Annotated in this window: 21 protein-coding genes; 6 read left to right on the top strand and 15 right to left on the bottom strand. The window is 41.6% G+C overall.

The features are described 5' to 3' along the window. Positions 1-4: 4 nt before the first annotated feature. The 6 genes from V7K61_RS31995 to V7K61_RS31970 all read right to left on the bottom strand — a co-directional run bounded on the left by V7K61_RS31995 (position 5) and on the right by V7K61_RS31970 (position 7284). Entirely contained in the window at positions 5-1489 is a 1485-nt protein-coding gene (locus V7K61_RS31995) for a GMC family oxidoreductase (RefSeq protein WP_335059890.1), read from the bottom strand. A 5-nt stretch (positions 1490-1494) separates the two neighbouring features. After that, a complete protein-coding gene (locus tag V7K61_RS31990) occupies positions 1495-1878 on the bottom strand; it encodes a hypothetical protein (RefSeq protein ID WP_335059888.1) in 384 nt (127 codons plus the stop codon). A gap of 96 nt (positions 1879-1974) precedes the next feature. Beyond that, positions 1975-2952 carry a decaprenyl-phosphate phosphoribosyltransferase gene (locus V7K61_RS31985; protein WP_335059886.1) on the bottom strand — a complete coding sequence of 326 codons (978 nt, stop codon included), beginning with the start codon at positions 2950-2952 and terminating at the stop codon, positions 1975-1977. 385 nt (positions 2953-3337) lie between these two features. Continuing rightward, a complete protein-coding gene (locus V7K61_RS31980) occupies positions 3338-3706 on the bottom strand; it encodes a YqeG family HAD IIIA-type phosphatase (RefSeq protein ID WP_335059884.1) in 369 nt (122 codons plus the stop codon). 1059 nt (positions 3707-4765) lie between these two features. Further along, positions 4766-5632 carry a calcium-binding protein gene (locus tag V7K61_RS31975; RefSeq protein WP_335059882.1) on the bottom strand — a complete coding sequence of 289 codons (867 nt, stop codon included), beginning with the start codon at positions 5630-5632 and terminating at the stop codon, positions 4766-4768. 392 nt (positions 5633-6024) lie between these two features. Further along, on the bottom strand, positions 6025-7284 hold the full coding sequence (locus V7K61_RS31970; RefSeq protein WP_335059880.1) for a glycosyltransferase family 4 protein: 1260 nt from the start codon (positions 7282-7284) through the stop codon (positions 6025-6027). A 151-nt stretch (positions 7285-7435) separates the two neighbouring features. Between V7K61_RS31970 and V7K61_RS31965 the strand changes: the two genes are divergently transcribed. Continuing rightward, positions 7436-8176, top strand: a complete 741-nt coding sequence (locus V7K61_RS31965; protein WP_335060118.1) for a DUF429 domain-containing protein — start codon at positions 7436-7438, stop codon at positions 8174-8176. A gap of 37 nt (positions 8177-8213) precedes the next feature. Further along, complete coding sequence (locus V7K61_RS31960; RefSeq protein ID WP_335059878.1) at positions 8214-8681, top strand: DUF29 domain-containing protein; 468 nt, start codon at positions 8214-8216, stop codon at positions 8679-8681. Between the two features lie 36 nt (positions 8682-8717). On the opposite strand, the gene V7K61_RS31955 is transcribed toward V7K61_RS31960, so the two are convergent. The 4 genes from V7K61_RS31955 to V7K61_RS31940 form a co-directional block, all read right to left on the bottom strand. Further along, complete coding sequence (locus tag V7K61_RS31955; protein ID WP_335059876.1) at positions 8718-9011, bottom strand: hypothetical protein; 294 nt, start codon at positions 9009-9011, stop codon at positions 8718-8720. Further along, entirely contained in the window at positions 8992-9267 is a 276-nt protein-coding gene (locus V7K61_RS31950) for a BrnT family toxin (RefSeq protein WP_335059874.1), read from the bottom strand. The genes V7K61_RS31955 and V7K61_RS31950 overlap by 20 nt, the downstream gene beginning before the upstream one ends. Positions 9268-9397: 130 nt before the next feature. Then, positions 9398-11965, bottom strand: a complete 2568-nt coding sequence (gene glgP, locus V7K61_RS31945) for an alpha-glucan family phosphorylase (protein WP_335059872.1) — start codon at positions 11963-11965, stop codon at positions 9398-9400. A 635-nt stretch (positions 11966-12600) separates the two neighbouring features. Beyond that, positions 12601-12924, bottom strand: coding sequence for a hypothetical protein (locus tag V7K61_RS31940; RefSeq protein ID WP_335059870.1), 324 nt, complete (start codon positions 12922-12924; stop codon positions 12601-12603). Between the two features lie 609 nt (positions 12925-13533). Between V7K61_RS31940 and V7K61_RS31935 the strand changes: the two genes are divergently transcribed. The 4 genes from V7K61_RS31935 to V7K61_RS31920 all read left to right on the top strand — a co-directional run bounded on the left by V7K61_RS31935 (position 13534) and on the right by V7K61_RS31920 (position 18607). Next, positions 13534-13671: a hypothetical protein gene (locus tag V7K61_RS31935; protein WP_174707946.1), complete on the top strand. Its 138-nt coding sequence runs from the start codon at positions 13534-13536 to the stop codon at positions 13669-13671. Between the two features lie 663 nt (positions 13672-14334). Further along, complete coding sequence (locus V7K61_RS31930; RefSeq protein ID WP_335059867.1) at positions 14335-15036, top strand: acyltransferase; 702 nt, start codon at positions 14335-14337, stop codon at positions 15034-15036. Positions 15037-15383: 347 nt separating this feature from the next. Further along, positions 15384-15500 (top strand): photosystem II reaction center protein I, encoded by a 117-nt coding sequence (locus V7K61_RS31925; protein WP_041566417.1) that lies wholly within the window; start codon positions 15384-15386, stop codon positions 15498-15500. Between the two features lie 197 nt (positions 15501-15697). Then, entirely contained in the window at positions 15698-18607 is a 2910-nt protein-coding gene (locus V7K61_RS31920; RefSeq protein WP_335059865.1) for a DUF3769 domain-containing protein, read from the top strand. Here the strand turns inward: V7K61_RS31920 and V7K61_RS31915 are convergent. The 5 genes from V7K61_RS31915 to murJ all read right to left on the bottom strand — a co-directional run bounded on the left by V7K61_RS31915 (position 18604) and on the right by murJ (position 22950). Then, positions 18604-18897, bottom strand: coding sequence for a hypothetical protein (locus V7K61_RS31915; protein ID WP_335059863.1), 294 nt, complete (start codon positions 18895-18897; stop codon positions 18604-18606). The two genes, V7K61_RS31920 and V7K61_RS31915, sit on opposite strands and share 4 nt — an antisense overlap. Positions 18898-19101: 204 nt before the next feature. After that, entirely contained in the window at positions 19102-19614 is a 513-nt protein-coding gene (locus V7K61_RS31910; RefSeq protein WP_335059861.1) for an outer membrane beta-barrel protein, read from the bottom strand. A 112-nt stretch (positions 19615-19726) separates the two neighbouring features. Further along, complete coding sequence (locus V7K61_RS31905) at positions 19727-19903, bottom strand: hypothetical protein (RefSeq protein WP_335059859.1); 177 nt, start codon at positions 19901-19903, stop codon at positions 19727-19729. 272 nt (positions 19904-20175) lie between these two features. Then, positions 20176-20796, bottom strand: a complete 621-nt coding sequence (locus V7K61_RS31900) for a hypothetical protein (protein WP_229476184.1) — start codon at positions 20794-20796, stop codon at positions 20176-20178. Between the two features lie 549 nt (positions 20797-21345). Further along, entirely contained in the window at positions 21346-22950 is a 1605-nt protein-coding gene (gene murJ / locus V7K61_RS31895) for a murein biosynthesis integral membrane protein MurJ (RefSeq protein ID WP_335059854.1), read from the bottom strand. Positions 22951-22987 lie beyond the last annotated feature (37 nt).

Genomic DNA, 22987 nt, shown 5'->3' with positions numbered 1-22987 from the left:
ATCTCTACAGCTTTGTGAGAAACTTCAATACATTCCGGCGAGCGATCGCCATAATTGAACCTTGGGGATTCACCCCTGGTGCGGTGCATAACAAACTAGCATCAGCGACATATAGGTTCTTAAATCCATGAACTTTTCCAAAAGAATCAGTCGCACAAATGGTTTTGTTTTCACCCATTGGGCAGGAAGAAAACAGATGGATGGTCATTAGGTTGGTCAGCTTTCGGGACAAAGAATCAGGCAACTGCTTTAGATCCATGTAATGAGTTAAGCGAGATCCATTGGTGATGCTAGGATAAAGGGCGATCGCACCTGCCTCAAACAACAGTAAACATAGTTGCTGTAAGCCTTCTGACAGGTTTTTCATGTCTTCATCCGTGATCCGATAGCGAACTAACGGATCGCGATATCCAGGCAAACAGCGGACTGTACCGCAACCTGAGCCTGTAATCATTGCGTAGTAAATCGCCATCTCTTGCCAATGTTGGTTAACCTCATGGAGGTATTGGGGATGGTCGTTCATCCCCAATGCTAGGTAGGGAACAGAGCTAATGGAGCAGCCAAAGCTAAATTTTGGGGCAAACTCTTTGACTTGATGAACTGGCACTCCCATATCTGCCGAGTTTAACTGATCTGGGAATTGAGCAATCACCTTGACAGTGGGGTGCATTTGCAAAGAATTACCAATGTTGTGAGTGATGCCACTACGGCGCAGCAGGGCAGGAGTGTGAACTGCTCCACATGCGATAAAAACAGTTTCTGCTTCAATCTCTAAAGAGCCTGACGGGAAGTTTGAGGGAGAGTGATACCCTTTCACAAGCCATTTTTTCCCCTCCTGGCGAATTGACTGAACTTTAGTATTGGCAAGGAGTTGGCAACCAGCCTGCAAAGCCCGAGGGATGAAAGTTTTTGTCATGGACTGCCTAGTTCCCTTAGGTACATCTGTAGGCTTGGCGGGTTCCTCGTAGCGGAACCAGCGAGGCACTTCTATTGATTTCCATCCCAGATAAATTGCCCCTTCATGTAACTTGAGGGAAGCTGCTGGTGGTTTCCCAGGCATATAGCAGACATTAACATCCTGTTCGCAAACTTCAAAGTGCGGCAGTAAATCCTGTTGATTTAAGGCTTCTACTTCAAATTCCCGCCTCCACTTTTCTAGAATATCTGCTGGTGTACGGTAGTAAAGTCCGCTATTGACCTCACTCCCCCCTCCTACACATTGCCCCTCTGCGTACTGTATCTTAGGCGAACCCATAGTAACGGTTAGACCACTGTTGCGATATTTCTGCACCATTTCATCCAGGGAAAAAGGAGTGCAGGACTCAAGAGGTAGGTAAGAACCTTCTTCAATTAGGAGTACATCACATCCTGCCTCAGCTAACAAACAAGCCGTAATTGATCCACCAGGACCAGAACCCACCACTGCAATCTCACACTGAATGTGTTGCTGAGGATTGGTAATAACTTTGTGACTCAAACACTCAGGCATACAGTTTACTCAGTGACAATATAGGTTGTACTTGTGTAGTAGCTAAATAAAACTAAACTTTCATAAAAACGAATCAAGTCTCGACAAAAAACAATGGGAGAGCGCCGCCAAGATTGGATTTGAAGCCACCGAACTAAAGGGGGCGATCGATGGAATAAAGCGCCTCCCTGAACGATTCCCCACATATCAAAAATCAAGGTGAGAACGACGATGGGCAATTGTAGGAAGTCAGACATCCGGCTATGTTGTTGCAAAACAAAACGCACAACCTCGTTATGATGAAAAGTCAATGTTGAATTTGCTGGTTCACAACGCTGATCAATAATTGAGTAGCAGAGTGCGGAAGCAGTGTTTTGGAAGCTCAAACCCATAATCTTTTCAAGTCTCACTGGCAAGAATTTCTCAAAATTGATTAATAAAACTTTGCTTAAGTCAATTCAATAAATGTATTTTAATTTATTGAGCTTATCTCTCAAAAAAGTTTATTAGATAAGTCCATAATGTTTAAGCAATAAAATCATGAAGACCGTGATTACCCAACTGATAACAGTTAGTAGAATTGGTATATCTGTCAATAAAACTTCTTCTGGTCGCTCGGTGTGTTGTCCTTGTCCTAACTCATTTTCGGTTCCAGAAACAATATCTTTTGGATCACTGAGCATCTGATAACGGAAAATGCCATACAAGACAAAAGGAATTGTCAGCATCATCCAAGGTGTTGTTGCACCGCGTACTATAGGTCCAGCACTCCAAAGGGCATAGCTCATAAATGCACCAGTGGTCACTGTACTCTCCATTCGACTCAAGAGCGGCAGGGAGTAACATTTAAGAACAGCGCGAGTTTTTCCACCCCATATTTCAGATAACCTCAGTTCTGCTTTACGCTTCTCAATCCCTAAAAACAGAGCCAGCATCGCTGTGCATAATACAAACCATGCAGATAGGGCCATCTCAGTTGCCGCAAAACCAGCATAGGCTCGTAGTACAAATCCTGTAGCGATCGCTACGATGTCCAAAATAGGGATGCGCTTCAGCTTCAAGTTATAGGCAATTTGCAAGAACACATAACCAGTGAGAGTGATTCCCAAAGCAGGCGATCGTAGCCAGCTGATACTCAGCGCGGCTCCCAGCAGAACCATTGATATGGCTACCGCAGCCGGAATACTAATTAATCCGGCTGCGATCGGGCGTTTGCATTTGATAGGATGTTGGCGATCTGATTCGACATCTGCTATGTCATTGATTAGATAGAAGCCACTAGAAGCACAGCAGAACAAAACAAACCCCAATAAACACCCAAGAATTGATTGCCAAGTTAAATTAAAAGCAAACAAGGGTGCGGCAAAAACAACCAAGTTCTTAGTCCACTGGCGGGGTCTGAGAGCAGTTAAGTAAAATAATTTTGTACTACTAATTCCTCTTTTAATTCGAGCTTGTTCCGGGGCGGATTTGGGACGAACCATAATTTCTAATTTACTCATATGGCTGCTTAAAAATATTCGTCTAAACTGAAAATCGTTGAAGCAATTTTCAAGCTAAGTTCACAAAAATGAGGTTATTTTGAGGATGAAACTTTTGAATTTTTAGACTACTCTATGGTAAGTTGTTATCTTGAGTTTACAAACGCATTATTAACAAATAAATAAACCATAATATTTAAGTTCTGTGCTGGTTTTCCTGCCAAACTTAATTCCATTTATCGATTATTGATAAATTAACTGAAAAATAAAGTTATAATCTCAATGAGAAATCATTATCCCAAAGTTCGTGTCCAGAGGGATATGGGGTTTGTACTCGTTTTCCAAAAAGTTTCTCCCACCATCGAAAGGGATGAGGAAGGGTTGCAACTTAGATACTAGGACAGCCCACAAGCCATGCTCCTAAAATGTCTGTGTGACGACTATCACCAATAACAACAACTTGTTTGGGTTCAAGCTGCATCTCATTTAATGCCTTACGAAATGCAAAAGAAAACGGTTTCCTTGCTGGATTGATAATTGGGATATCTAGACGATTGGACCAAGCTTTGGCTCGACATTTACGCTTACCGTTGGAGAGGATAAAAAATTTAAAATCCTGCAATTTGGCCTGTTTGACCCAAGCTTCAGCACCAGGAGATGTGTAATGATCGTCCTCAGAAACAATTGTGTTGTCTAAATCGAGAATGATACCTTTAATTCCAACATTTTTTAGTAGATCAATGTCTAAATCAGCCAATCTATTTAGTTGACAAGGAAAAGTGGATGTACTTAGAGATTTTATAAAAAAACTTTTTCCTATCTGTATTAAGGCGTGAAGAAATGAGAGAATTGAGAATAACAGCTTTGTTGAATTTGACATACCTAACTACCAAAAGCTATAAATACCCGAAAAACTTATTCGATTTATCCTCAAGTTTTTAGCCAGAGAATTGCAAAAGGGGTTTTTACAAATCCAGCTAAATCCAAAAATTAAGTACCATATTAGCAATACTCAAATAGCAAAAATTATATTACTTTTGAAATTGAAAAATTCAAATATTTGTTTATATTTTTTAGAAATAATTTCAGCAGGAGTAATAGTTATATCTTCCTAATTTGGTTTCTTCTCACCTCTACACCTAACTATAATGACAATATATATAATTTAGCAAGCGATAATTAATAGAGAATTCTTATCAATAACTTGAGGAGCTATCAATTTCAAGTGGTTTAAATAATTTATAACTTTTGATAGATGTTAAAGTAAGAATTTAGGTTATGAAGATTGGCAAAAAAGTATAAAGTATCACAATCATCAACCAAGCTTATTATTCTCGCCAGTTGTTAATTTAATGCAGCCCACTCGTCGGCGGAGTCCATTTATAAGTACATGCAGCCCAGCAAGCATCTCTTTACATAGTTTGGTTTTTTCGCGCCGACTTACTTAACGCTCTTTCATCACTCTCTGAAGAGAGATTTTTCAAACCTTGTAGGCAATGTCATCTATCTAAAGATTGAAATTAATAAGTTTAGATGATGAATTGTATTTTTTTTGATAGGAAATTACTATGACGTATATATTGCTAAAGCCACTTATTCTTAATAATCTAATCAAGATTAAATGAAAATTAGTTGCAACAATTTCGATATTTATTTTATTTATCCAAATATAAATCACTATTTTATTGTCATAGTGATAGCATCTGTATATTAGGGTTGCATCTAAACTGATAACAAATAAATTTTGACGAAAAGTACTTTAGCCGTTTTGCAATTGAGTTAACAATAATCATTCAGCTAAACTCTTAAATTAAACTTACTTGTTTGCCAAACCCACCTGTCCTCCAATTAGCCCCAGAAATCCAGTTCCAAAATGCTGAATCTCTAAAAAGCTTGCTTGTTCCGGCGAGGTTTTGTAAATTCGGAATGTCTTCATAATTCCTAAAGTAGCAGCACTTTCTAAAGGGCCAACAAAACTAATATCTCGGTCAAGAAAATAGGTTTGATTAGTCCAGTGAGCCATTTGATTTGCATTTAAAAAGTAGCAGCCTGCGTGAGGATTGAGGGCACGACGAAAGGTAATTGGTGTATTCAAAATTGTACCTTTGAGTTCCTGTTGTTCCTGAACATTTTGAAAAGGAGCAGTTACTCGTAAAGCCAAATCCCCATCAATATAAGCTTTGTGAACCAAACCGTGGGAAGAGATTTCATAACGATTTGGCTGGAGCAAATTTAAATCACCCGTTTGTTGGGTAAACCAGTTTAATTTTATAAAAAACCAAGGGTCATGAATAATTAAGTCATCTTCAAGAAAGCAGTAATAATCATACTGACCGAGACAACTTTGCAGAACAGCTTGACACTCAAACCCCAAAAGTAGAGGCTCTGCATTGCTAGAATGATGCTTATATAAATGGGGTGCTAAGGGAAGCTGATTCAGAAGATGATTATCTTGAGTTGTACAAATAACAATATCTAGTTCGTGAGACTGTGGCTGATTAGCAGGAAAAGCTAGTCGTTGAGCAATATTGATAATACTTTGAGATTTACCAAATAATTGGTGTAAAGCGGTAATACTTTTAGTTAACGCCTCCAAACGGGGTTGTGGGTCTTTGCGTTGGGAAGCATGACGACCCTCATTGCTAGGTTTGAAAAAATGGGCAATGGTAAAAATAATTCGCATTTTACATATCGCTTTTATCTTTATTTGTCATATCATGTCCGTATAATTTAGTTATGATTTCCAAAGTCATTGCACCCCACCCCCAGCCCCTCCCCGCTCTTCGGGAGGGGAGACAAAGCATAGCTTTGGCGGGGTGGGGTTCTTCAGGTTTAATAAGTAATTTAGCGGACATGATATCATTTATCATTGGTCATTTGTACTAACTTAGTCGTTGGTGCAGCCTCTTCAAGAGTTGTATTGGTCATTTGTCGTTTGCTCTCGATCAATAGCTAATGATTAATATACTTCTTGCAAAAGTCTTTATTTTCATGCTTTTATTTGCACCTTTGCTTCAAGCAAAAATGTTTATGCAACTTACAAATGACAGATGACCAATGACCAATGACCAATGACTAATTTTTGCCAAATCCTTTAGAACTTGGACGCTTTTTCAAACTATCAGAAGTTTTACCAGCGAACATCCATTGCAAATGCTGTGGTAATAGTTTCGCCAAATCATAACGCTTCAAAATAGTCTCTCGTGCATTCGCACGAATTGCTTTCATCTCTTGAGGATTATTCAGCGCCTCTTCAACCCGATTAGCAATATTCTGGGGAGAAAAGAAATCTACCAGCAGTCCATTCACCCCATCCTGTACAACCTCCAAGACTGGGGAAGTCTTAGAAGCGATTAGTAAACATCCTGCTGCCATTACTTCTAACATTGACCAAGATAATACAAAAGGACGGGTTAAATAAACATGGGCAGAAGAAGCTTGCAAAACCTGAAGGTACTCATTGTAAGGAAGCCTATCTGTAAAGTGCAGCCTCGATAAATCTAAAGATAATTTTTCTAGCATTAATTGTTTATAAGTCTGACCATCGGGGAGATTTTTACCATAAGCAACCCGGTCTTCTCCGACAACTACCACGTGGCATTTAGGTCGTCGCTGCTGAAGTAGCGCTACCGTTTCCATAAACTGCGGAAAACCTCTATAAGGTTCCATTCCTCGTCCTACATAAGTTACCAACTCTTCCACATGAGAAAGATCCAGATTTATTCTTGGTAAAACTAACTTTGCGCCTAGTTTGGGAACAAAATAATTGGTATCAACACCATCATGAATGACAGTGAGTTTGCTATGGTATTCTTTGGGAAACTGCTGACGCTGCCAATTAGTTGGAGAAAGACCGCGATCGCAGCTATATAAATCAGTTAAAATCGGTGCATTTTTCACGCGGATACGGCATTCATCATCAGCATTTAGCGGATCGTTGGGATCGAAATCTGCATCGGAACCGTGAGCGTGATAAAACCACTCGAAATAACACAATAATTCTGCTTTGGGGAAAACATCTTTCATAAATAAAGTCGGCCCCCAACCAGAATGACCATAAACTATATCTGGAAAGAAACCCTCAGATTTTAATTTTTCTGCCACGCGATAGACAGCCTGAGCGGTGAGAACAGCATTTTCCAGATTACGAACGTAGTGATGGGTTTGGGGAGCCGCTTCACGAGAAGGAGTATAAATAGCTTTGAAAACGCCAGGTATTTCCCCTTCCCGACGATTTGTCCCAAAGACGACTTGGCAATTAGGATCTTTACCTAAAACTGTTGCTAGGTTGCGAAATTGTGAGGGGAAATTGGGATGTAAAAATAAAACTTTCATTGGAATAATCTTGATTAAATTATTGCCAGATAAAATAAATTAAGACAAGCTGCTTAATATTATAAGATTATTTATCACAACTTTTAGCAAGTAAATTTAGATAAATGGTTGCCCGGAAATGCGAAAATAATCGCAAATTCGTGTTATGACCATGAAATTTATTGGCATTGATTTAGGCTGGCGATCGCAACCAAGTGGATTGTGCTGTTTAGAATGGATAGATGGACAACTACAATTACTCGATCTAGACCGCAAAGATGCCATTGCAGATATCCTCACCTGGATCGATCAAAGCGTCCAACCAGATGAACCAGCCATCATCGCTGTAGATGCACCTACCCTTATACCCAACGCTAACGGGAGTCGCCTCCCCGACAAACTCAGCCACAAATACTTTGGCAAATATCATGCAGGATGCTACCCAGCTAATCAAAACCTACCCTTCGCAGAGCGCACCGTCAACTTTGGCTTAGAATTAGAATCACGTGGCTTTGCACATGCACCCACCATAGAACCGCAAAAACTCAGCAGATATCAAATAGAAGTCTTCCCCCACCCAGCAATCGTTAACCTATTCAACTTAGAACGCATCCTCAAATACAAAAAAGGACGCCTCAATGAGCGCCGCCTAGAACTAATCAAACTCCAAAATTATCTTCTCGATATCCTCCCCTCCTTCTCTCCTCCTCTGCGTTCTCTGCGCCTCTGCGGTTCGTTTATTCCAGAAATCCCCACCACAGGCGCAGCCCTCAAAGCAACTGAAGATAAACTAGATAGCTTAATTTGCGCCTATGTTGCTGCATACTGGTGGTACTGGGGAGAACAACGTAATTTAGTATTAGGCGATCGCACCACTGGCTACATTATCATTCCCCAGAGAATATTATCCTAAAATTGTAATATCTTAAGATTTAACTCAAGGAGTTTTTATGCAAGGAGTTAGTTCTAATTTGAGTTTAAAACAACTTTATGAAATTGATGAGCATCTCTGGTTAGAGGAAACAATCAAACTCTTGAAAGCTAACCATTTAGAAGAATTAGATTTAGAAAACTTAATTGAGGAGCTAGAAAATTTAGGTCGTAGAGACAAAGCTAAAGTTGCTAATTTATTAGAACAAATTATTAGACATCTTTTGCTGCTGCAATATTGGACACAAGAATATCAATATAATTCGGGACATTGGAAAGCAGAAATTAGAAGCTTTAGGAATCAATTAAAACGTAACTTGACAACTAATTTATATCAATACTTAGACAATGCATTAGCATCAATTTATGATGATGCTTTAGGGTATGTAATTGAGAAAACTGAGGGTAAACTAGATAACTTCCCTCAATATTGTATTTATACCTTAGAACAGCTATTAGATATTAATTATCTACCTGAAAAATTGTAAAATAAAAAGCGTTGCCTACGGCGGCAAGCTACGCAATTAAATTTCTGATTTAATCTGCTTCTTGGCCAAATAGTGTTCATCGAGAGCGCGTCTTAGCATCATTTTAATCACAGCTTGACGGCTAATATTGAGTTCGGTTGCCATTTTGTCGAGTTCGTTGAGCATCGGACTAGGAATTTCAAGGTTTGTTGTGACTATATCCTGTCGTCTTCGTGAGGTCATTTGACGAGGTGTTCCGACTCTTGTTGTCGTGGAGTCAAAATAACGATCAACCACTTCCTCTCCCTTCGCAATTTTTTCTTCAAGTTCTTCAATAGAAATATTGTTCATAGATTTCTCTCTCCCGTCTCGTACTTTTCCAATAAGTAATTAACCAAATATATTCCCCTTCGCCGTCATAACGAACTTCGTAAATGACCGACAAAAGGGTGTTTCCCAGAAATCCAATAGCAATAAATTGTTCTGGATCATCTGGTTTTATTCGTTCTACATAGTCGCCTGCTAAAATAGTAGCGACCTCTTCCAAAGAATATCCCCTATTTTGCTTAAGAAGCTGACTTTTCTGATTATCCCAGTCAAATCGCATTTCCCTTATAATTCCTCATCATTCTAGCAATAATTATTTTTGAGATGTGACTGCATCGCACAATAAAAGGCGTTGCTCAAGTTAAATCAGCAACGCCTATTCTTGAGTATTCAATAATTACTCAGCACTCTTATTCTGCCCAAGCAATCAACCTTGGTTCATAAGGATTAGCCAAGTGTGGATTTTTCGGCAATACACGCAAAGACAAGCCTTGTAAACCAGAAGCGGTATAGATGATATTACCAGTGTAAATACTCAATTGCTGTCCATCTTCGCCTTGGTAATCCATCACTACTGGCACAGCGTTGACAATCTCACCATTGGCATCGATCGCACCTTGATATAACTCCACCTGCACATCATCATTGGTTAAAGTCGCCAAGTCAACCTTGGCTTTGACAGCAACGGTTTGGTTAACCTCAATGTCGTCTGAAGCTGCCGATACGTCAACATCTTTGATTCTGATATTGAACCAGTGTTCGCTCAGTTTTTCTTTCCAAGCAGCTAGTTCTTTCGCTGGGGCATAGTTATCAACAGTCAGAGTATGATAGCGATCGCTAGCTGGGAAATAAGCCCTTTGTGCATATTCTCCTACCATCCGCGCTGTATTAAAGAACGGACAATTCAACCGAATTGCATCCTTCATTTTGGCAACCCACGGACGGGGCAAACCATCAGTATCCCGATGTTCATAAAATAGCGGTACAACTTCCTTTTCTAACAACTCGTAGAGAGCATTTGCTTCTACTTCATCTTGGTAGTTAGGATCGTCGTAATTCTCTCCATGTCCAATTGCCCAGCCTGTGCGGACGTAATCAGCTTCATCCCACCAGCCATCTAGCACACTTAAATTTGGCAAGCCATTCATTGCGGCTTTCATGCCACTAGTACCAGAGGCTTCCCGTGGACGACGCGGTGTATTTAACCAGATATCGCAACCCGCAACCATCAACCGCGAGATGTGAATGTCGTAATTGGGAACAAACACTACCTGTTTTTCTAGATGCTGTTCGCGGATAAAGTGATTGATATCGCGGATCAGTTCTTTACCGGGTATATCCTTGGGATGTGCCTTACCAGCAATCACAAATTGCACTTTCCGGTCTTTGTTAGCCAACAGAAGCCGCTTAATGCGATCCAAATCGCGCATCCAGAGGGTAGCGCGTTTGTAGGTGGCAAAGCGACGGGCAAAGCCAATGGTGAAAGCGTAAGGATCTAAAACTTCTTGGGCTTGGACAATTTCGGAAGCGGAAGCGCCGCGATCGGTCAAATGCTTGACCAAATGCTCTCGCACATACAAAACCATATCTAAGCGGCAGCGTTCGTGATTGCGCCACAACTCCTCATCAGGTATGGCGTCCATCCGATCCCACAATTGGCTATCTGGTGGTGCTGATGACCAATTTGGGCCGAGGTAGCGATCGTACAATTCTTGAGTCGATTTCGCCACACAACTGCGAGCATGGACACCGTTGGTAATTGCTGCGATCGGCACTTCCTCTACTGGCACTTTCTGCCACAAACCCTGGAACATTTGCCGCGACACCACACCGTGGAGTTGGGCGACACCGTTAGAAAATGTTGCCATTTTCAGCGCCAGCACCGCCATACTGAAAGGCCCAGATAAATCGCCTGTATTCTCGCGTCCCAGTCCTAAAAATTGCTCTTTGGGCAACCCAAATATCTCTGCATAGTACCCCAGGTAGTGCAGCATTTTGTCGGGAGCAAACAAGTCAATTCCTGCTGGTACTGGCGTGTGGGTGGTAAAGATATTGCTGGAAGCGACCACCTGTGTAGCTTGGACATAATTCAGTCCCTCTTCCTGAATCAGCAAGCGGATGCGTTCTAGGGCAGAGAAGGCGGCGTGGCCTTCATTCATGTGGTAAGTGGTAACTTTCAGCCCCAAAGCTTTGAGCATTTGCACACCACCGATTCCCAGCATGATTTCCTGGTGGATACGCATATCGATGTCGCCACCGTACAGCTGGTCTGTAATGTCGTGGTCGTAAGTATTGTTCGGTTCAATATTGGTGTCCATCAAATACAGGGGGACTGTTCCTACCTGTACGCGCCAAACTCTGGCATATACCTTGCGTCCTGGATAATCTACCGCAATCCGCAGTTCAGAACCATCGGCATTGCGCTCTAGATGCAAGGGCATATTATAGAAATCGTTGAGCAGGTAGCGTTCTTGCTGCCAGCCATCAGCATTGAGATACTGGGCAAAGTAGCCTTGCTGATAGAGCAAACCTACACCCACAAGTGGTAAACCCAAGTCACTAGCAGATTTGAGGTGATCCCCCGCCAGAACGCCCAAACCTCCAGAATAGACGGGCAAACAATCTACAAGTCCAAATTCCGCCGAAAAATAGGCGTAGCATTCTTTGGGTTTCTGCTCCCGTTGTTTCTGATACCAGGTGCGCTCTTGCAAATAATCGTCTAACTGACGGTCAGCTCGATCCATTTGCGCTAAAAAGCCTTCATCTTCGACAACTTCTAGAAGCCGCGATTGAGAGATTGTACCCAACATTAACACTGGGTTATGATGGCTAGACTCCCACAGGTCAGAGTCTAAGCGACGAAATAAATCTTTAGTATCAACGTTCCAATCCCAGTGCAAGTTATATGCCAGCCGCCGTAGTGGTTCGAGTCGCGGCGGTAGTGAAGGAGATACGTTAAATGTACGAATTGGCTGCATAAGTTGGCAAAACTCCAAGTTTAGCTATGGTTATTGTTTACTCTCTTTACCAATGTTGCCAATTCTTTATACTGTAGTTTGTGAAAAAGCGATGACTTTGTTAAGCATTGAGAATTATTTTTAACCTCGTTGCTAAAGTTTACACCAAGGTGTTTCTAATTCTATGCCTTACTCTGAGCCATGTACTTGGTATATTAAAATTTAATCATTGACTGGTATGTATCACTTAAAAAAGTTTAATTTTGAATAAATAATTTATATTTATTTTAGTATTGCTTCCGGGGATCAATTGGAGATTCTTGACTGAGGGTGAAAATTCCCCATAGCTGTGTCCAGTAAAGTGAAATTTTTTAATTATTTTTTAATAAAATTGCGCTGTCAAAGAAGACAGTCGCGATAAAACGAGTTTCAAAAGCCAAGCATGAAAATCTTCTAAAGACTGGGATTTATACTCAGCACTCAGCACTCTCAAGCCAGGAGGCAGAAAGGAAACCCCATAAATAATTAATCGGATGAAAACCCTACCAAGCAATTAACCAAGAAAAGCGATGCCTGCGGTAAATGCTCGCCTATGGTAACTACTTGGTATGAAATATTTTCACTAAATCAGGGAAATAACTTATAAAGGTGTTATTTTATGCACCTAGTGAAGGCTGATCTTTAGTGTTTTTTGTCATTGTCAGAGCTACAGCTGCTGCATAAGCGAGTTCCGCTGCCATTTGATAAGCTAGTTTGATACTTGATGAAGTGTCCTTGGCTTTAGGAGATGGGGAAGCTTTTTTTCGGCGCGACTCAAGTTTTACATCACCTGCTGCGATCGCTCGTTGTAAAATGATCCAGGCATCTAGGTCTTCTGAGTCATAATTACCTTGAAGCTGCGATCGCAGTTGATCATCGGCTACAACACTCAGATAGCCGATAGTTAGAGCTTCTTCTACGATTTTTTTAATTAAAGCCATAATTTGAACCAAGTATGTGAGTTAAAACCGATACCTCAATTTGGGAAATTAGATGTTTTTTTGTAGATTTATCCTCGAAACTAAGCTATTTTTAGCTTTCTTTTAATAAAATTTATAATGAGTAGTACCAAGCACGCATCACCCGCTTGGCTCACCCATTCGGGTGATTTATAAATTTTTAGATACTTTTAGATACAAGTAATAAAAAAGAGAAAAATTTTCAGCTACTTTGGCTTTTTAACGAAGAGGGTGTCACAAGTATAGTAGATATCATTCTGAGTTGAACCCCCAATTATAAAATAGTAATCGATAGAAATATAGACCAAAATGCCAATAACTACTTACAGCATTTTTAAATCTCCCTCCTTAATGGATGCTATCTAAGTGTATAAAAATATTTCAGAGTAGCGTAGGCTTTGCCCGCCGTAGGCATAGCTCTAGTAAAAAAGTTAACTTATCTCCAGTATTATCATCAACAATAAATCTGGAAATCAACTTATTTAATGAGAGTGTTCCACTAAAAATAAAATGTGTTATCGTTGAAAACAATTGTTATTAAAAACCATTCATGTCATTACAAACGTGAATTGGCTAGTCTGTAAATCATCCGTGTGCAACATGATTGGAGCAGCATACTCTAGAAATTCGTTGCAAGAAAGCCGTCATAGCAGTCGGGGAAGCGCTTACTTGTTTGCACCGATGGTTAACTTCAATGTGATGGCTGATGTGGGAGATAATCCACCCTAATTGGATTTTATTTGGGCACAAATACCCATATAAATCCAACAATAATTACATTGTCATGCTAGGCAGAAATTTTATCTAAACTTTGAATATAGTCTAGTTAAATGTATTTTTTGTTGCAAAATAGCTTGTGAAACTGAATTGTTTCAAAAGACTAAAACCGCTTGAGAGCAAATAGCTTCAAGACAAACAACACTATCCCTATTTACTTTAGGAGTGCTGTTAGCGGTAGCAAGCTTTTCAAATTTGCCAGAGAACCAAAATAGTAGTCTATCTAAATCAGCAAATTTTCCATCAGACAATTTAAAAGTCTGAGTTTTGAGCCGGCAATGCACTGAAATTGTTTTGTTAATTGATTTTGTGAAAAATAAGCCAAAGTTTTACGTGCATATAGTACAAAATCTGCTAGCGACTTAACGTAATTGTGCATATTACTTGAGTAAGTATACACACCTAACCTCAAGAATTGCTTGCATAGTCAAAGCCAGACTCTGGTTTTTCAAATGTTGGAAAACCATCTAAAAATCTTGGGGAATTTTGGTGATACTGCTACCTTCGCTCATGTATTAATACACACGGAGCCTATTGGTATTGGCAAAAGATTAGCATACAGCAAAAACAACTTGAAACACTGTCAACAACAATTGATTAAAGAGATATGTAGCCATGCAGAACGAGCAATATTTTTCCAAATTGCAGCGCGTGCAAGAACTTTTAGTAACTACAGTGTTAGCAGATATTCCAACACTTCTTCTTGGCCCAAAGTTGCGTAATTTAGGATATCGTAGTATTTTTGCCCAGATAGGCAGCCCCGTGTATATTCAAAATGGTGTTGAATTTAACGGTACTTCTTGTATTGAGATCGGCGCAGGAGTCTATATTTTCAAGGGTGTGCGAATAGATGCGAGAGGACACAAAAATAATAGAATTCATGTAGGAAATAGAGTCGCAATTGAGCGTAACGTTGATATCGGGTCTTTGGAAGATACGTGTATACATATTGATGAAGACACCTTCATTGCTCCCAACGTGTCTATTGAGGGGCCAGGAGACATTAAAATTGGTAAACATTGCATGATTGCTGCCCATTCAGGGATATATGCCAATAATCATAATTTTGCCGATCCGATGGAGCTGATTAAATACCAGGGTGTTACTCGCAAGGGAATTGTGATTGAGGATGATTGTTGGCTAGGACATGGAGTAACAGTATTAGATGGCGTGACTATCGGCAAAGGCAGTGTTATTGGTGCGGGAGCAGTTGTTAATCGAGATATTCCTCCTTTTTCCGTTGCTGTAGGCATACCTGCACGAGTAATTAAAAACCGAATTGGCAAAGATATAGCAAAAGTTCAAGCTGAGAAATAGGGGATTGGGGATTGGGGATTATTTGCTGTAACCTGTAACCTGCAACCTCTACCCTTTTTGTTGGGAAACCTTTGCCATCAGTCAACGTCAGAAGAGTCAATAGTCCTCTGAGTTATTTCTTAGGGTCATCTAAAAGTCAGACAACTGATATCTTGCACTATTCTCAATAAGCGTAGGATAGGATAGACACTGCTAGTACCCAGCCCCCAATCTCCAGTCCCCAATCTCCAGTCCCCGAAGTCCTCTAAAAAAGGGACGAGATTTGGGTAATATAAAGTAGCTATCTTTTCTGCATTGCAGATACTGAAAGAAAAGCTTTCTTTGTTTTACCCGTTGGAGATATTTCTATGCTGACTTTAAAAATCGCTGTTTATATTGTTGTTGCCTTCTTCGTAACTATCTTCATCTTCGGATTTTTGTCGAACGATCCAGCTCGTAACCCCGGCCGTCGGGACTTAGAGTAAGAGGGCGATAAATCATCCGCGACTTTGGAAGGCGGAAAATACTAAACGCCACGGAAACTTACTAAGCGAAAATTTAGTAAGTTTCTTCCTCCAAGTAGCTTGCTGTAGGTAGCAGAAGGCGACAGTCGGAAGGCAAAATGTATGTTTAATCCTTCCCTTTGTCATTTGGCTGTTTGTTAGCCCGATTTTGCTCACTTATGCTTCATCCAGTTCTGCCACCTAATCCGCCTCCTATCGTTGAATCTTTACAACCTGTAAATCCCGCCTCATCTGCTAGTCATACAAAGTTTCTTTCAGGTGTAGATACTGGAATACACGAAAAGACAGACAAATCCAAGCAGCCCAAGAATTTGGCTCAGTTGGCAATTTCGGGTAACACTAAGAGCGATCCTTTATTGTCAACTCCGATCGACTCAACTCAAGATGACTTGGTAGTTGCCAAAACTTCTTCTGTACCTCATTCACCAGAAACCTTTCCACCAGAAAGTTCCCCACTCCCCGGTTCTGTAACTGCTGGGCTTTTGGGACAGCCGGTGGTTGTTGGTTATCCCACGCAGGAGGTTACAACCTCTAATGGCCAAGTTAAAGAATACACAAAGACAAGTCCGAGCGTCGAACCCCGCCACTCGGAACTTCTTCTGATGTCGGCACTGCGTAAACGGGAGATGCAAAGAGAAACTGCGGCCTTGCAAAGAAAAGTTGGAGCGGAGGCTTTAGACCAAGACGCAAAAGATGAGCCTGCTCAAAAACTCAGTCAGCGATGTCTGACGACAAGCTGCTTTGCATCTACGCTAAATCCAAACTCTAATGGTGGAGAAAAACCAACCTTTTTGGACTCTTCTAGCTTTACCTATAGAGTTTCTCCAAGCCCCGTTGTCGCCCAATCTCAACACCCTCTTCAAATTGCCCCAACTGTCACCAACAGCAACAAGTTAGGCAAATCCAAAGCAGAAATTTTAGCTGAGAAGTTAACTCAACAAAAACAGCAACGCGACCTTACTGCACAACAGTCTCTAAAACAAGACAATATCTCTGTATCTGCTGCCGATCTAGCACCGAGTTCTCAATCAGTACAAAATTTTATAACATTTAAATCTCGTAAGCCCACAAACCAACTCTCAGTACCGATCACTGTAGAATTTAAGTCCCAAGTCCAGCAACAAAGCCAAGTCCCAACGCCTACACCACAAGTAAATACCACTCAGCCACAAGCTCAACCATCTGGTACAACTGCGCCAGCTACCACACCGCCAGCCGGGCCAAGAATTGTAGAAGTCACTTCAGATCGGCAAGAGTATGACGAGAAACAGCGAATTATTACAGCTGTAGGTAATGTAATTGTGCGATTTGATGGGGCGGTGGTGGATGCCGATCGCTTACAAGTCAATTTGGACAACTTGATCGCTGCGGGAGAAGGCAACGTAACCTTAACACGGGGCGATCAGATACTACGTGGACAACGCTTTACCTATAACTTCGTTCAAGATCGTGGGGAACTGGAAAATGGTAGAGGAGAAATTTACGTACCTTCAGCACAAACAGATTTTGCTTTTTCACCCACGGCTGTAAGTACTGGTGGAGTTTCAAAACGTCCACCCAGCGATCGCATTAGAGCCAATCAACCCCTTTCCGGTGTCAGCAGCCCTGGAGGAATTGATGTGACATTTGGTGGTCAAGCAGGCGCTACCAACATACCAGCACCGAAATCAGGGGGTGTAGTCAATCGGCTTAGATTTGAAGCCGAACAAATTGACTTTTATCCGCAAGGTTGGCAAGCAAGCAATGTCCGCATCACCAACGATCCTTTTTCGCCGCCTGAATTGGAATTACGTGCAAATACAGTAACTTTGACACGAGAATCACCCTTGGTAGACCGCATCAGGACACAGGGGCAGCGTTTGGTATTGGATCAAAAAGTCTCCTTACCAATTCCCCTGAATGAGCGTACTATTGACCGCCGAGAGAGGGACGTTTCACCTGCAATAGTCTCCCCCGGCTACGATGGAAAAGATCGGGGTGGTTTGTATGTTGAGCGTGGCTTTCCAGTAATCGATACAGAGCAGACACGCTGGACGATTACGCCTCAGTTATTATTACAGAGAGCTGTGCAAGAAGGCACGGGTGACTTAGGCGCACTGTTTGGTGTGAAGACCAAGATAAATTCTGTTTTGAGTCCACGGACGATAATTCAGGGAACTGGGGAGTTAACTAGTTTTAACTTGAATGATGTGGAAGAGAATTTGCGAATGAATTTAGGAGTGCGCCAGACATTAGGTACTTCTCTTCCCCACACATTGAATGTGCAATATAACTACCGCGATCGCCTCTATAACGGTACTCTGGGTTTTCAAACTGTCCAGAGCAGTTTTGGCGGCATTATTAGCTCTCCTGTGATTCCTTTAGGAAAAAGTGGCATCAACCTCAACTATCAGGCAAGTGCCCAGTATATTGATGCCAACACCGATCGCCAAGACTTGTTAGAACCAGTACGGGAAAACGATCGCATTTCACTTGGTCGTTTACAAGGCAGTGCTACCCTCAGTAGAGGGCTGTTGCTGTGGCAGGGAAAACCATTACCACCTACTGCTACTGAGGGATTACGATACACCGCTACCCCTGTAGTTCCTTACTTGCAAGCGATCGCTAGCCTTACAGGCACTACCAGTTATTACAGCAATGGTGATAACCAAAGCACTCTAATTGGTACAATTGGCTTACAAGGGCAAATTGGTCATTTTTCTCGACCTTTTTTCGACTATACCGCCTTTAATATTAGTTACTCTCAAGGCTTAAATAACGGATTATCACCCTTTTTGTTTGACCGCTCCGTTGATAACACAGTATTGACTGCTGGAATATCACAGCAAATCTACGGGCCTGTTCGTTTAGGCTTTCAAACATCTGTTAACTTAGATACTGGTAAAGAAAGTAGCACCGACTACATTTTGGAATATAGCCGTCGCACCTATGGCATTACCTTACGTTACAATCCGGTGCTGGAGTTAGGCGGCTTCAGCATCCGAATTAGTGATTTTAACTGGGGTGGCGGCACCGATCCATTTTCGGAAATTAAGCCAGTAGTGAACGGCGTGCAACAGGATAATTAGTCTAAGGACTGGGGACGACTTGACAGGCGATCGATCGCACAATTAGTAAATGCCGCGCCAGGTATTCTCAAGTTGGCATAGTCGCCGCTTAGTTGAACGCCTGATGGTGGTTGGTGTAGGGTTACACAGCATCTATGAACTGCGGCTTGATACTCTCGCCATTGCCTACGGATTGCAATACTTGCAGCATCATCACCTAAGTCTGAAAATCTTAGCCCTGCTCGCATCAGCCAGGATTCTACCTCAGTTGTTTCACCAACTATTTCTGGAATGGGATTAATCTTTTTCATGAGTAATATCTTATACGTATATGTATTTGCTTAACTTTAAGATAAAGTATCAATAGTAGCCAATATCATTTTTTATCAAAATAATCACTAAAAATGATTCATGCCCAAGTATTAATACTTGGGCATGAAAGAATGAATTACTATTACGGCTGGAAAAGATCATTGCTTTAGCTTCCGAATAAGCCGTTTTCTAGGTGGTAATCACTAGAAACGATAGCCTAATCCAGCTTGGAAGCTGACGGCATCAGCATCACTATTTTTGTAGGCGTCAATACCCCATTTAGTATCGCCGTAGGCAATGACATTTTTGCTAACTTCTGATTCAATCCCAAGGGTGACTACAGGTGAATTCCGATTGCCCAATGGAGTTTTTTGACCTTCGTCAGTTACAAAGGAATAACCACCACCGAAGTAAACGTTAGTATTTTTGGCGATGGGCGCATCATAAGTCACTATGGGCATAATTGCAGCAGCATCGCCACCATACAACACAGAACCCCGCACTGAAACAGGGGCATTGGGTACGGCGTATCGTCCTTGAATATTACCACCAATTTGGGCTTCATCGTTTCCTTGTCCGCCACTGGTTGCACCAACCGCAACACCAGCACCGATGTAGTTACCGTTAGTACCTGCTGTTTGAGCAGATGCAATACCGGCTGAGAGGACAATGGAAGCAACAGCAAGTGCAGAGGCAGCTAATTTTGTAAATTTCATAGAATTATTCTCACTAGAGTTAAGTAAAATCAATGTTCTCTAGTACTAGAATCTCTTTTTTTACAAAATGTAACCTCACGCATCTGGTTCACCCAAGTGGTTGAATTATTTCTCACCCACCTGGGTGTAATATGAGGCGGTACGGGGTGAGAATTGGCCCGGATTTCTCACGCATAGTGTAGGCAGAGGGAGTGTGGGGAGTGTGGGGAGTGTGGGGAGTGTGGGGGGTAAGACTTCTTCCCCATCCTCCCACACCTCCCACACCTCCCACACCCCTTGGATTTCTCACTTGTGAGAAATCCAGGTTGGGTGGGTGGGGGAATGGGGTATTAATCGAGGTCGTTAGGCAATTCTGCCTCTTTTAGTGTCTCCTGTAGCTTCTGGTAGATGGGAAAAGTGGGAAAAGTAGGATGTTTTGTATGAACCCTTGACTGTCTTGTTTTCAGCTTGATACATTCACTATGCGTGCTAACTGGGTAAAAATTTGAATTATGGGAATTGGATGATTGATTGGGTTTAATGAATGATGTTAGGGCAGGTTTTAGCAAGGCGTGGGGTCATTCAATTTTTCAACAACCTTACTAATATTCTCATCAATTCATCAATATCTTCGACAACTCTGTAGCTATTAATCCCTAGAGTAAAATGTTTATTTACTCTATCAAGACAAGCAAACTGCCATAAGCTCCCTGTACTGACACAACCAGTTAATATAGGTTGTTCTGCAAGAGTTGGGGAATCGTCCCACAAATCCAGTGCAACCATTTCGGCTACTAATTGAGTGAAGCCTCTACTTAAATCAGCTTGTTTTGCTTCTATAACTAATAGTTGATTTGGTTGGGTAGTTCTAATTAAATAATCTAGTGTACCTTGAAGTTGATTATTGACTCTCAAACTAAATTCTATTCTTAGTTTTGCCTTCGTGTAATGAATCAACTCTAGTACTATTCTAGAAATTATTACTTCTCTTCTAGCCAACTCGGTACTTAGTTCTACATAAGGAAGTGCTTCTTCTATCCTTTCTCTCAATTCGACTAACCTATCCAATTCGCCTGAGTATTGTGGCAATTGAAATACTTTATACTCCAATGAATAACCGAAGGCTTGAGCTAGGTCTTCAGAATAAAAACCACTGTCGAAATATTTGCTAAACGTGTAGATTTGATTTGGATCTAGCTTCATGAGATTTTATTGGTCGTTGTTTTAAGGTCTGATGATAATTAAATTATTTAATCCTAGAACTACATATCCTACCTGTAAACCCCATCCTGTAAGCAAATAAACTACTTCCTTATACCATTTCACGAAAAGCCTGATACAAATGAAGCATCAAGAATAAAATCCCAACCTGTAATAGAAGCAACGATTGATGTGTTTAATTGTTTCAATCGCTTCCAAATAAATTCTCTTAATTTATCTAAAGTTGAGAAGCTTTCCCAAGTTAAATGCCTTTTAACTTCCTCCCACAATCTTTCAATTGGATTGACTTGATCTGTATACGGAGGCTGAAATATTTAATTGAAGAATTCAGGAGTCAGAACAAGAAAGTGGAAGATTCAGATCCACCACCCTCTTGTCTTTACGCTGCGCTATCCGCTTTCTCTGACTATAAGTTGATGCTGAATTCTGACTCACCTCGACTACGCCCTTCTCTACGAGAGGCTGCGCCAACGGCTACGCTCAGGACAGGCTCGGCGACCACCTGACTCCTGAATTCTATTTAGATAACAGTTATTTCTTCAAAAAGCGTTGACGTAGACGAGATATAAAAATATTCACCTCTGGTATTTTCAGCCATGAAGCGATCGCAGCAAACACTACAATCCCTACAAAGCCAGATATACACAACTGCAACACCAGAATCAGTAAACCCGTTTTACCTAGCAAGTGCTGAGAACCAATCAATGTCCCGTAGCTTGCTACCCCAGCAACTACGCTACCAGCAGCCAAACCCAGAATCGGCAAACTCCACTCGCGCCAAGGTAAACCATTGAGTTTGCGATCGAGCAACCATAACAGCATTAACATTGAGCTACAATTTACACCCACCGTTGCTAATACCAAACCGGGAGCGCCAAAAGGTTTAACGAAAAACCAATCTAATAAGATGTTGAGCAAGATGTTAAAAATACTGATGCGAAAAGGTGTCTGTCCATCGCCTAAAGCATAGAATACCCGCACCAAAACATCACGCCCTAAATAGACAAACATCCCAATTCCATAAGCCACTAGCAAAGATGAAACTAGCTCTGTGGCCTCTGGCTTGAAAGCACCGCGTTCATATACCACCTGCACAATGGGTACTGATAGCGACACCATCAGTGCCCCTAGCGGTAACATCGTAAAAGCAGTGAGTAGCAGTCCTTGGCGAATCCGTAATTTTAAGTCCTGCCAATTTTCGGGGCCAGCAAGTTTGGCAAATATCGGTAATAGAGGCAGCAAAATAATATTAGAAATAATCCCCAAAGGAGTTTGGACTAATAGATTGGCATAGTTAAATCCTGCCGCCGCGCCAGGGATAGGACTAGCAAAATAAAGGTCAGTGGCAACATTAATTGGCATCATTCCAGAGGAAACTGTTGCCGGAGTCATGATTTTAATTACTTCTTGAACGCCTGGAGATTTAAAATCAAACCGCAGGCGTAATGTGCCCAATCCTAACCGCCACTGGACAATTAGCTGCACTATCCACTGGAGAATTGCTCCTGCCAAGGTTCCCCAAGCTAACACCATTCCCCCGATTAAAGCGTACTCCGGTTTAATAATGTCCTTGCCCAGTTGCATCGCCAAGATAGCAAGACCGCCAACAACGGTAATACTAGATAATAAAGGGCTAATAGAGAGCAACCAATATTGATTGGCTGTATTGAGAGTACCAAAGCCAATGCCAATTAAACCGGCAAATAAAGCCATCGGGGCCATAATGCGGAGTTGTTGAATGGCGATCGCTCTAGTTGTCGCTTCCAAACCATGACCGACTAAATCAACGATCGCATCCGCAAATAGAACTTGAGCCACTGTCACCAGCAACAGCACTCCAGCTACCAGCGTTGTCACAGTTTCCACTAGGGGAGCCGCTTCTTCTCGCCGTCGCTTGGCTAAAACGCTGACAAGCGCACTGTGTAATGGGCCATTTACACCACCGAGTAAGATCAATAAAAAGCCAGGGATAATATAGGCATAACTATAGGCAGTGGCAGCAGCACCAACACCAAATGCGGCAGCGATCGCTTGCTGCCGCACTAAACCGAAGACTTTACTAATTAATGTGGCTGCGGCAACAATGCCAGCAATTCCAGCGAAAGAACGAGAGGGTTGTTGATCTTGTTGTGTCACGAATAATACCCGACAACTCTTACAGAGTGCATACTTT

It is taken from the genome of Nostoc sp. (assembly GCF_036918015.1).
Classification (GTDB): Bacteria; Cyanobacteriota; Cyanobacteriia; order Cyanobacteriales; family Nostocaceae; genus Nostoc.
Note: the sequence above shows the minus strand (reverse complement) of the source record. Positions and strands in the feature narration are given on the sequence as shown.